The 11455-nt window shown below is 73.7% G+C and carries 10 protein-coding genes; 4 read left to right on the top strand and 6 right to left on the bottom strand.

Annotation, left to right across the window (positions count from 1 at the left end; genetic code table 11):
- The 4 genes from dop to CWIS_RS14095 all read right to left on the bottom strand — a co-directional run.
- On the bottom strand, positions 1–1568 hold a 1568-nt coding region (gene dop, locus CWIS_RS14080), incomplete at its 3' end, for a depupylase/deamidase Dop (protein WP_048343997.1).
- Positions 1569–1663: 95 nt separating this feature from the next.
- Positions 1664–3298: a proteasome ATPase gene (gene arc, locus CWIS_RS14085; RefSeq protein WP_048343956.1), complete on the bottom strand. Its 1635-nt coding sequence runs from the start codon at positions 3296–3298 to the stop codon at positions 1664–1666.
- Between the two features lie 136 nt (positions 3299–3434).
- A complete protein-coding gene (locus tag CWIS_RS14090; RefSeq protein ID WP_048343957.1) occupies positions 3435–4457 on the bottom strand; it encodes a tRNA (adenine-N1)-methyltransferase in 1023 nt (340 codons plus the stop codon).
- Between the two features lie 46 nt (positions 4458–4503).
- Entirely contained in the window at positions 4504–5640 is a 1137-nt protein-coding gene (locus CWIS_RS14095) for a site-2 protease family protein (RefSeq protein WP_048343958.1), read from the bottom strand.
- An 84-nt stretch (positions 5641–5724) separates the two neighbouring features.
- On the opposite strand from CWIS_RS14095, the gene CWIS_RS14100 reads away from it, so the two are divergent.
- Entirely contained in the window at positions 5725–6663 is a 939-nt protein-coding gene (locus CWIS_RS14100; protein WP_048343959.1) for a PD-(D/E)XK nuclease family protein, read from the top strand.
- Between the two features lie 17 nt (positions 6664–6680).
- On the opposite strand, the gene CWIS_RS14105 is transcribed toward CWIS_RS14100, so the two are convergent.
- Positions 6681–7406, bottom strand: coding sequence for an HAD family phosphatase (locus CWIS_RS14105; protein ID WP_231583903.1), 726 nt, complete (start codon positions 7404–7406; stop codon positions 6681–6683).
- Positions 7407–7569: 163 nt separating this feature from the next.
- Between CWIS_RS14105 and CWIS_RS14110 the strand changes: the two genes are divergently transcribed.
- Complete coding sequence (locus CWIS_RS14110) at positions 7570–7860, top strand: hypothetical protein (RefSeq protein ID WP_048343960.1); 291 nt, start codon at positions 7570–7572, stop codon at positions 7858–7860.
- A 163-nt stretch (positions 7861–8023) separates the two neighbouring features.
- Positions 8024–8881 carry a PAC2 family protein gene (locus CWIS_RS14115; protein ID WP_048343961.1) on the top strand — a complete coding sequence of 286 codons (858 nt, stop codon included), beginning with the start codon at positions 8024–8026 and terminating at the stop codon, positions 8879–8881.
- 45 nt (positions 8882–8926) lie between these two features.
- Here CWIS_RS14115 and mshC read toward each other — a convergent pair whose 3' ends face one another.
- A complete protein-coding gene (gene mshC / locus CWIS_RS14120) occupies positions 8927–10186 on the bottom strand; it encodes a cysteine--1-D-myo-inosityl 2-amino-2-deoxy-alpha-D-glucopyranoside ligase (protein ID WP_048343962.1) in 1260 nt (419 codons plus the stop codon).
- Positions 10187–10256: 70 nt separating this feature from the next.
- Here mshC and CWIS_RS14125 point away from each other — a divergent pair, with 70 nt between their 5' ends.
- Positions 10257–11441 (top strand): magnesium and cobalt transport protein CorA, encoded by a 1185-nt coding sequence (locus CWIS_RS14125; RefSeq protein ID WP_053071759.1) that lies wholly within the window; start codon positions 10257–10259, stop codon positions 11439–11441.
- Positions 11442–11455 lie beyond the last annotated feature (14 nt).

The following is an 11455-nucleotide window of genomic DNA, read 5'->3' on the forward strand; positions in this document are numbered from 1 at the left end:
CTCGCGTCCAGGAGCGCGCCCACGTGCGCCTGGGTGCCGCGCAGCGGGTCACGCATCGGCACCCGCTGCAGCGTCGAGGCCCCGGGTACGTCGAACACCACGGAGTCCCACGAGGCTGCCGAGACCTGGTCGCCGTACCGCGCGACGGCCTCGCCGCGGAAGTAGGCGCGCGTGTCGACCGGCGGGTGCGCGACCGCGCGCTCGACCTCCTGCGGCGTCACGAGGAGCTCGACCGCGCCCGCCGCGGCGAGCCGGTGGTACAGGCCACGCTCGGGCCGGACGTCGGACCACTGCAGGTCCACCGCAGCCAGCCGGGGGTGGTCCCACGGCAGGTCCTCGCGCCGGCGCATACCGTCGAGCAGCCGCAGCTTGGCGAGCCACTCGACCTCGCGCGCGCAGTCGGCCGGGTCCGTCGCCAGCCGGTCGAGCAGCGACGCCCACCGGTCGAGCACGTCCTGCGTCGGGGCGTCCAGCGGGGCGCCGACGTGCGCGAGCGCCGTGCGCACCGCCGTCAGGTACTCGCGCTGCACCTCGAGCGCCGTGAGCCGACGCCCGTCGACGAGCTCGACGGTCGCGGTGAGCGTCGTGTCGTGGCTGATGTGGTGCACGGCCGACACCGGGTCGCGCAGTGCGAGCCGGTCGACGATCGCGAGCGCGCCGCCGGACCCGCCCTCGGCCACCGCTCGCTCGATGAGCCACAGCACGAGCGAGGCGGTGCCCAGGCGCAGGTACGTCGCGACCTCGAGCATCGTCGCGTCCCCGACGATCACGTGCAGCCGCCGCCACCGCGTCGGGTCGGCGTGCGGCTCGTCGCGCGTGTTGACGATCGGGCGGCGCAGCGTCGTCTCCAGGCCGATCTCGGCCTCGACGTAGTCGGCGCGCTGCGAGAGCTGGAACCCGGCGCGCTCACCGCGCTGCCCCAGCCCGACGCGTCCGGCGCCGGTGAAGACCTGGCGCGTGACGAAGAACGGGATCAGCCGCGCGGCGAGGTCGGAGAACGGGACCGCCCGCTCGACGAGGTAGTTCTCATGGGTGCCGTACGTGGCGCCCTTGCCGTCGACGTTGTTCTTGTAGAGCGCGACGTCAGGGAGCGCCGGGACCGAGGCGAGCGCTCGCACGGACGCGAGCATGACCTGCTCCCCCGCGCGGTCCCACACCACGGCGTCGCGCGGGTTGGTGACCTCGGGCGACGAGTACTCGGGGTGCGCGTGGTCGACGTACAGCCGCGCGCCGTTGCTCAGGATGACGTTCGCCGCCCCCGGGTCCTCGTACTCCTCGACGTCGGGCCGCTCGAGCTCCTGCGGGCCGTCGCCGGACGGCGCGGGGCGTGTCGGGTCGTCGGTGAGCAGCGACGGGTGGGCCGACGCGCGCTGCAGGTGGAAGCCGCGCGCGTCCTGCAGCGGGTCCTCGTCGTCGTAGTCCCAGCGGGCCTTGGTGCGGCCGCCCTCGCGTGCGGCGGCGTGCACGGCCACCACGTGGCTCGACAGCAGCATGGGGTTGGCCATGGGCCGTCCCGGCTGGAGCACGCCGTACTCGGTCTCGATCCCCATCACGCGGCGCACAGTCACCCGGCCACCCTAGTGACCGGGTGCGCGCGAGGGCGGGCGGGTCCGCTGTGCGGTCCCACCCGCCCTCGTCCGCGGATGCTGGGGTCCCCAGGGTGCTAGAGGTACTGACCCGTGCTCGTGACGGTCTCGATGGTGCGGGACCCGTCGGTGCCCTTCTTGCCCTGGACGATCGTGCGGATGAACACGATGCGCTCCCCCTTCTTGCCGGAGATGCGCGCCCAGTCGTCGGGGTTCGTCGTGTTGGGCAGGTCCTCGTTCTCCTTGAACTCGTCGACGCACGCCGTGAGGAGGTGCTCGACCCGGATCCCGCGCTGGCCCGTGGCCAGCAGGTCCTTGATCGCCTGCTTCTTCGCGCGGTCCACGACGTTCTGGATCATCGCGCCGGAGTTGAAGTCCTTGAAGTACAGGACCTCCTTGTCGCCCGACGCGTAGGTCACCTCGAGGAACCGGTTCTCGTCGGTCTCGTTGTACATCCGCTCGACGACGCGCGCGACCATCGCCTCGACCGCCGCGGACGTGGACCCGTCGTGCTCCTGCAGGTCGTCCGGGTGGATCGGCAGGTCCGCCGTGAGGTACTTCGAGAAGATCTCCCGCGCACCCTCGGCGTCGGGCCGCTCGATCTTGATCTTCACGTCGAGCCGGCCGGGCCGCAGGATCGCGGGGTCGATCATGTCCTCACGGTTCGAGGCGCCGATCACGATGACGTTCTCGAGGCGCTCGACACCGTCGATCTCCGCGAGCAGCTGCGGCACGATCGTCGTCTCGACGTCCGACGACACGCCCGTGCCGCGCGTGCGGAACAGCGACTCCATCTCGTCGAAGAACACGACGACCGGGTGCCCCTGCGACGCCTTCTCCCGAGCCCGGGCGAAGATCAGCCGGATGTGCCGCTCGGTCTCGCCGACGTACTTGTTGAGGAGCTCGGGCCCCTTGACGTTGAGGAAGTAGCTCTTGGCCTCGGCCACCTCCTCGCCACGCGCCTGCGCCGCGGTCGCGGCGAGCGAGTGCGCGACGGCCTTGGCGATGAGCGTCTTGCCGCACCCGGGAGGCCCGTACAGGAGCACGCCCTTGGGCGGGCGCAGCCCGTGCTCACGGAACAGCTCGGGGTGCAGGAAGGGCAGCTCGACCGCGTCCTTGATGGCCTCGATCTGCGGACCCAGCCCGCCGATGTCCTCGTAGTCGATGTCCGGGACCTCTTCGAGCACGAGCTCCTCGACCTCGGCGCGCGGGATGACCTCGAACACGAAGCCGCTGCGCGAGTCGATCGTCAGCGCGTCGCCCACGCGGACGCCCGCGTCCGTCACCTGCCCCGCGAAGCGCACGACGCGCTCCTCGTCGCCGCGACCCACGACGAGCGCGCGCCCACGCCCGAGCAGCTCCTTGACGGTGACGATCTCGCCGACGTTCTCGTACCCGCCGGCCTCGACGACCGTGAGTGCCTCGTTGAGCATGACCTCCTGGCCGGGGCGCAGCCGCGTCAGGTCGACCGCCGGGCTCGCGCCCACGTGCATCTTGCGGCCCGCCGAGATGACGTCCACCGAACCGTCGGAGCGCGCACCGAGGAACACCGCGTAGGTGCCCGGCGGCTTGGCGAGGTCGTCCACCTGGCGCTTGAGCTCGATGATCTGCTCGCGCGCCGCGAGCAGCGCGTCGGACAGTCGCTCGTTCTTCGCTGCGAGGAGCGCGAGCTCGCGCTGCAGGTCTCGTCCCGTCGGTGCCGGTTCGGTCATCGCGTCGGCCTCCTTCGCGTCGGTCCTCGGCTCGCCAGGTGGGTCACCGTGGGGTCGCCACCCTAACCACCAGTCTGGTCCAGGGGCAGGATGAATGCCGCGGTGTCCGCATGCCGTGACCCAACTGTCACCGGCGTCAGGGGGTCGGGCGCCCGGGGTGTGCGTCGCGCTGAGCGCGACGCACCTTCTTCGGCGAGGTCTCGCGCTCGCCGAGCGACTCGGGCGTCCACAGGTCTGCGTCTTCGGCCGGTGCGCCGTCGGGTGCGACCGGGTAGGCGCCCTTGGCGGGACGGCGCTTGCGCAGCGGCGCCTCGACGCCGTCCGCGAGCCGGCGCGTGGTGAGCAGGAAGCCCGTGTGGCCGATCATCCGGTGCTCAGGACGCACGGACAGGCCCTCGAGGTGCCAGCCGCGCACCATCGACTCCCACGCCATCGGCTCGGTGTACCGGCCGTCGCTGCGCACGTCCTCGCCGAGGCGCGACAGCTGCGTCGTCGTCGCGACGTAGCAGATCAGGACCCCGCCGGGCGCGAGCGCGTCCGCGACCACCTCGAGGTTCTCCCAGGGCGCGAGCATGTCGAGCACCACGCGGTCGACCGAAGCCGGTGCGGCGACCGTGGGCAGCACGTCGGCGAGGTCGCCGACCGAGAGCTGCCAGGCGGGGTGCGGGCCGCCGAAGAAGCCCTCGACGTTGCCGCGCGCGATGTCCGCGAAGTCCTCGCGGCGCTCGATCGAGTGCAGCGAGCCCGCGTCGCCGACCGCACGCAGGAGCGACATGGTCAGCGCTCCTGAGCCGACGCCCGCCTCGACGACCACGGCGCCGGGGTAGATGTCGGCCATCGTCACGATCTGCCCGGCGTCCTTGGGGTAGACCACCGCCGCGCCGCGGGGCATGGACAGCACGTGATCGGCGAGCAGGGGCCGCAGCGCGAGGTACTCGACGTTCCCGCTGCTCACCACGACCGTGCCCTCGGGCGCTCCGATCAGCTCCTCGTGCCGGAAGTAGCCGCGGTGCGTGTGGAACGTGCCGCCGGTCGCGAGCGTGACGGTGTGCAGCCGCCCGCGGGGGTCGGTCAGCTGCACGCGGTCGCCCACGCGGAAGGGGCCGCGGCGCTGGTCGGCACCGGTGGCGGTCGGGCGGGGTCCGGGGGTGGTCGTCACGGCGGTCGAGTCTAGGTGCCGGGGGTGCCCGAGCACGCCGCGGACGTCAGGCGCGGATGGCGGCGATCACGTCGGAGGCGCGGACGAGGCCCGCGACGCGGCCGTCGACGAGCGCGACAACGACGGGCGAGAGCCTCGTCGCGCGGGCGAGGTCGTTCAGCAGCGCGTGGCCGACGAGCGTGCCGTCGACGGTCGCGCCGACGGGCAGCGGCACGCTCACGGCGGTCACGGGCGTCGAGCCGGCGACCTGGGCGGGCACGCTCGCCGCCGCGGCACGGTCCACGTACGCGGCGGGGCGCCCGTCGGGCGACAGCAGCACGACGTCCTGCACCCCCGCCGCGGCAGCGACGGCACCTGCGTGCGCGAGCGAGTCACCGTGCCCCACGGTCACCGCACGGTGCCCGACCGAGTCGAGCGTCACGCCCTCGACGTTGCGCTGCGACCGCGCAGAGCGGATGGCCGCCGACGCGCCCGACCACAGGAACACGCCGATGAGCACGGCCCACATGACGTCGACGACCGACGACGCCCCGCCGCTCAGCGGCCCCAGCAGCGCCCAGACGACCACGCCCGCAGCCACGACGCGGCCGACCCAGCCCGCGGCGACCGTGCCCGTGTACCGGCTCTTGGTGGCCGCCCAGACGGCCGCCTCGAGCACGCGTCCGCCGTCGAGCGGGAGGCCGGGCAGCAGGTTGAACACACCGACGAACCCGTTGGTGACCGCGCCGGACCACAGCAGCGCCCACAGCACCGTGCCGCGCGGCACGACGTCGAGCGCGAGCGCGCCCCAGAACAGCGCACCGAGCAGCAGGTTCACCGCGGGCCCGACGATCGCGACGATCGCGTTGGTCGCGGGCGTCGGCGCGGCCCCGCCGAACGCGGTGTGCCCGCCCCACAGCGTCAGGACGAACTCGTGCGGCTGCTGGCCCCGCGCGCGCGCCACGAGGCCGTGCGCGACCTCGTGCAGGAAGACCGAGGCGAACAGCAGCACGACGAAAGCGAGCGCGACGACCCAGACCGCCGACCCCTCGAGGCCTGTGAGCGCACGTGCGGCGGGCACCGACAGGGCCGTGAGCACCGCGACCGCGACCAGCCAGCTCGGCGCGAGGATCACGGGTGCTCCGGCGACGTGGCCGACGACCCAGCCCGAGGACGTCCGACGAGGGGGCGCGGGGGTGCTCACGCCGCCAGCCTAGGCGGCGCGGCCGTGGCGACCCGCCCGGCGGCGTGCCCGGGCCTGTGGGTGCGCACGCATAGGCTCGGCCGCGTGACGTCCGCCCCCGCCCCTCTCGTCGACGCGCCCGTCGACGCCACACTCGACGCCACCCTCGACGCCACTGCGCCCGCCGCGGGCCGGGGCGATCGTCCGGCCACCCGTCCGGGGCTGTCGCCGTCGCGCGCGGGCGACTTCCTGCAGTGCCCGCTGCTGTTCCGCTTCCGCACGATCGACCGGCTCCCCGAGCCCCCGAGCAGCGCGGCCGCGCGGGGCACGCTCGTGCACGCCGTCCTCGAGCACCTGTTCGGCCTCCCGGCCGTCGAGCGCACGCTCGAGGCCGCGCACGCGCTGCTGCCCGAGCAGTGGGCGGTGCTGCGCGAGGAGGACCCGCGCGTCACCGAGCTGTTCGCCGACGACGGTGCGCTCACCGACTGGCTCGGATCGGCGCGCTCACTGCTCGCGACCTACTTCACGCTCGAGGACCCGACCCGTCTCGAACCCGCCGAGCGCGAGCTCTACGTGGTCACCGAGCTGGAGGACGGCCCGCAGCTGCGCGGCATCGTCGACCGTGTCGACATCGCGCCGAACGGCTGGATCCGCGTGGTCGACTACAAGACCGGACGCTCGCCGCGCGCCGGCTACGAGAGCACCGCGCTGTTCCAGATGCGCTTCTACGCGTACGTGCTGTGGCGCACGCGCGGCGTCCTGCCCAAGCGGCTGCAGCTCGAGTACCTCGGCGACGGCACGCTGCTCCAGCACGAGCCGACCGAGCCGGAGATGGAGACCTTCGAGGCCCGGATCCGCTCGATCTGGACCGGCATCCAGGACGCCGCCCGCGCCGGTGACTGGCGGACGCGCCGCTCGAAGCTGTGCGACTGGTGCTCGTTCCGCGAGCACTGCCCGGAGTACGGCGGCACTCCCCCGATCGCCGACCCGGACGCGGTCGAGCGCGCGACGGGCGTGCGTCCCGGCACGGCGACCGGCGCCTGACGCGAGCCTCCCGGAGGTCAGCGGGTCGGCGGGACCTCGAGCACGACGCCCGCCGCTAGGTCGCGCAGCAGGTCGAGCGTGAGGTCGCGCAGCGACCGGATGCGGCTGAGGCCAGGTCGGTCCGCGACGTGCTGGACACCCTCGACCGCGAGCGTGCGCGCGCCTGAGGCGAGTGCCGAGGCGATCCCCGAGCGCGAGTCCTCGACGGCGACGCACTGCTCCACCGGGACGCCGAGCGCGCGGGCCGCGAGCTGATAGGGCTCGGGGTCGGGCTTGGCGCGCGTGACGTCGTCCCCGGCGACGACCACGTCGAACACGCCCGCGGCGACGGCGAACGGGTCCGCGAGCGGGCGGTACGACGAGGTCACGAGCGCGAGCGGCACCCGGGCGGCCCTCAATGCCCGCAGCGCGTCCCGCGCACCGGGCTGCCACGGCACACGACGCGTGACGCCGCGCGCGACCGACGCGGTCAGCTCGTCGACGATCGTCGCGACCGGCAGGTCGACGCCCCGCGCCTGCAGCACGCCCGCCGAGTGCACCATCGCCGAGCCCACGAGCTCGGTGGCGTCCTGCGCGGTCCACGGGACCCCGAACCGGGACGTGAGCTCGATCTCCGCAGCCATCCACAACGGCTCGGTGTCGATGAGGGTGCCGTCCATGTCCCACAGCACGGCGGCCGGGAGGGGGCTCTCAGCGACGATCTGGGTCGAGCCGGCAGGTGGGGTCGTGCGTGGCGTGGCCAACTCGTCTCCGGTGTCCGGGGGCCGGCGCGTGTCGGGCGCACCGTGGGGTTCGCGTCTGATGCCGACCCTATCCGCTGCCGTCGATCGCACGAGAACGACGATCGCCCTCGACGGCGAGTCGGGCGCGCGGTTGACTGGTGGCACCGAGGCTGAGGGTGGGGCAATGTCCGCTGCACGTCGTGGGGTGACCGGGCTGGTCGTCGTGGTAGGGGTGCTCCTGCTGCTGGGCGCGTGCGCGGCGGGGGTGAACACCGAGCAGAGCGCGAGCGGCGCGAACTTCTGGGCGGGGCTGTGGCACGGCGTGATCCTGCCCGTCACGTTCGTCGTGTCGCTGTTCACCGACACGGTGTCGATCTACGAGGTCGACAACAACGGCAACTGGTACGACTTCGGGTTCGTGCTGGGGATCGCGATGTTCTCGGGGCCCGTGATCGCGGGCGGGCGGCGCCACTGATCCCGCCCGGGGTCGAGACCCGTGCAGCCCCTCCTCGCCGCCACCGCCAGCGGGCCACCCCAGCCCGGGCACCGGAGGGCGTCTCCGCAGGTGAGCAGCGCCACAGGGTGACGCTGGGCCCTCTCCCACGCCCGTCGACGCGGACGCGTCCTACCCTGGACGTGTGACTGGACCCACTTCGGAGCTGCCCGCCGGCCGCACGATCCTCCTCGCCGCCTTCGAGGGTTGGAACGATGCAGGCGCCGCCGCCACGCACGCGCTCGAGCACCTGCACGACGTGTGGGGCGCGGAGCACGTCGACGAGCTCGACCCGGAGGAGTACCACGACTTCCAGGTCAACCGCCCGCACGTGAGCGTGGGCGCGGACGGCGAGCGCGAGATCACGTGGCCGACGACGGCGGTCGCGGTTGCGGTCGCCCCGCGTTCCGGGCGGCGCGTCGTGCTGGTGCACGGCATCGAGCCGTCGATGCGGTGGCGCCGGTACAGCCACGAGCTGCTGGACATCGCCGCGACGCTCGAGGTCGAGACGGTGGTGACCGTGGGCGCGCTGCTCGCCGACGTGCCGCACAGCCGTGCGATCCCGATCACGGCGACGTCCGAGGACCCCGCGCTGCGCCGGGCGCTCGGCATCGAGCCGAGCTCGTACGAGGGCCCGACCGGGATCGTCGGGGTGCTGCAGCACGAGGCCGGCGCGCGCGGGCTCGCGGCGATGTCGCTGTGGGCGGCCGTGCCGCACTACGTCGCGCACCCGCCGTCGCCCAAGGCGACGCTCGCGCTCCTGCACCGCCTCGAGGAGATCCTGGGCGAGCCGATCCCGGTGGGCGACCTGCCCGACGAGGCAGCGGCGTGGCAGCAGGGCGTCGACGAGCTCGCGGGCGAGGACGGCGAGATCGGCGAGTACGTCCGGCAGCTCGAGGAGGCCAAGGACACGGCCGACCTGCCCGAGGCGTCGGGCGAGGCGATCGCGCAGGAGTTCGAGCGCTACCTGCGTCGACGGGACAAGGGCACCGGGAGCCCCTGACCGGCAGCCCTGACCGGCGTCTCCGAGACCGGGGTCAGCGCAGGCTCAGAGCCGGACGCCGAGGAGCGCGTCGACCGTGCGCGCCACGACACCGGGCGCGCCCTCGACGAAGCCGGCGCCACCGCGCTGCGACTCCGCGACGGTCCGGGCCGCCCAGTCGTCGACGACGGCCAGCGCGGTCGGCGTGTCGAGGTCGTCCGCGACAGCCGCGCGCACGGCCGCGAGCACCGGAGCCGCGTCGGCGCCGCCGTTGCCCGACATCGCCCGGCGCCACGTCTCGACGCGCTCGACGCCACGGGCGAGCACCGCATCGGTCCACTCCCAGTCGTCGCGGTACCGGTGGGCCATGATCGCCAGGCGGATGGCCATCGGGTCCACGCCCTGCGCGCGCAGGCGTGAGACGAGCACCAGGTTGCCCAGCGACTTGCTCATCTTCTCGCCGCCGAGCGCGACCATGCCGGCGTGCACGTGGATGCGGACGCCGGTCCCGCCGCTCAGCACGCGCAGGTGGGACGTGCTCATCTCGTGGTGCGGGAACAGCAGGTCCGAGCCGCCGGCCTCCACGTCGAACGAGTCGCCGAGGGCCCCGCCCGCGATCACGGCGCACTCGATGTGCCACCCGGGGCGTCCGCGGCCGAGTGACCCGCCGTCCCACGACGGCTCGCCGGGGCGCTCGGCGCGCCACAGCAGCGGGTCCAGGAGAGAGCGCTTGCCGGGCCGGTCGGGGTCCCCGCCGCGCTCGGTGAACAGCGCGAGCATCGTCGCGGGGTCGAGGTGCGCGACCGCACCGAACGCGCTGTCGCGCGACAGGTCGGCGTACACGTCCTCGCCGGGCCCGTCCGGCACGGGCACGCGGTAGGCGGCGCCGTCCGCGACCAGCTTCTCGACTGCCGCGACGATCGGCGTGATCGACTCGACGACGCCGGCCCACGCGTCCGGCGGGATGACGCCGAGCGCCGTCATGTCCTCGCTGTAGAGCGCGATCTGCTGCGCGGCGAGCTCACGCCAGTCGACGCCCGTCGCGGTCGCGCGCTCGAGCAGCGGGTCGTCGACGTCGGTCACGTTGGACGCGTAGTGCACGCGCTTGCCCTCGTCGCGCCAGGCGCGCCCGAGCACGTCGAACGCGACGTAGGTCGCGGCGTGCCCGATGTGCGTCGCGTCGTAGGGCGTGATGCCGCAGACGTACAGGGACGCGTCGTCGCCGGGTGCCGCGACGACGAGCTCTCCGGTGGACGAGTCACGCACGCGGACGGGGCCGCCACGGCCGGGGAGCTCGGGGATCGCGGGGGCCGGCCAGGTGAGCACCAGCGCAGCCTAACGGCGCGGCGCGGCCCGCCGTGCAGCGCGCTCGCGGTACGAGCGTCACAATCGGGCCGTGAGCGACGAGCACGCAGGCAACGAACCCAGCCACACCGACACCGGCCCTACCGACACCGGCCACGCCGGCACCGGGCCCCACGGCGGGGTGCCGGGGAGCAGCGGGCACAGCGACACCGTCTACACGGAGCACGACGAGGGGTGGCACGCCGTCGACGCCGTGCCTGCCACGGGCGCGGTCTGGGTCGTCGTCGGCCACGGTGAGGCGTTGCGCGACCTCGCGCAGGCGTACGGCGTGAGCGCCCAGGCGCTGCGGATGCTCGACGCCCACCCGCTGTCGCCGGAGTCTCACGACGACTCGTGGCGGCACCTGCGGGGCCGCGTGAACCGGTCGAACGACGGCGAGATCCTGCTCTCGGTGCCCACGGCGTCGTACGTGGAGTCGACGCGGGACGTGGTCACGGGTGTGTTGACGTGCCTCGTCACGGACCGCCTCATCCTCACGTGCGAGCGCGGCGACGCTGGCGTCCTGCAGCGCGCAGCCGAGAAGCTGTGCGACGGCCTTCCCGTGCCGGACACCGGGGTCCGTCAGGTCCTGGCCGCGATCCTGCTGACCCTGGTCAACCGGGCCTCCGACGTCGAGGCCGGCCTCGGCGACGCGGTCGCCCAGCTCGAGCAGCTCGTCGTCGAGCCCGGGCCTGGTCCCACCGGGGAGCGCGCATCGGGCGACAGGGCGACCGGCACGAAGCAGACCGGCAACGGGGTCCCCGGCCAGGACGCGTTGGGCGCGATCTACCGGCTCAAGCGCGAGATCGCCGAGGCCCGTCGTGCGCTCGGCCCCATGACGAGCGCGCTGCCGGAGCTGGAGGCCGAGACCCAGGACGTGCACGGCCCGGGCCTGCTGCACCGACGTGCCGACGCCACCACGGCGGTGTGGCTGCGGCGCGTGCGGGAGCGCTCGGACCGGATCGACGCGCACCTCGACTCGCACGACGAGCTGCTCGACGCGATGCTCTCGGTCTACCTGAGCAACGTGTCCGTCCGGCAGAACGAGGACATGCGCAAGATCTCGGCGTGGGCGGCCATGATCACCGTGCCGACCCTGATCGCCGGGATCTACGGCATGAACTTCCAGCACATGCCGGAGCTGGGCTGGCGCTTCGGCTATCCCCTGGTGCTCGTCGTGATGGCAGGCGCGTGCACGCTGCTGTTCCGCGCGTTCCGCCGTTCCGGCTGGCTGTGAGCCGGACGGCTCCC

Source organism: Cellulomonas sp. A375-1 (genome assembly GCF_001040865.1).
GTDB lineage: Bacteria > Actinomycetota > Actinomycetes > Actinomycetales > Cellulomonadaceae > Cellulomonas > Cellulomonas gelida.

Excerpts from the sequence above, each read along its gene's own strand:
- arc (WP_048343956.1), bottom strand. The coding sequence starts at position 3,298 with ATGACCGAACCGGCACCGACGGGACGAGACCTGCAGCGCGAGCTCGCG.
- CWIS_RS14110 (WP_048343960.1), top strand. The coding sequence starts at position 7,570 with ATGTCCGCTGCACGTCGTGGGGTGACCGGGCTGGTCGTCGTGGTAGGG.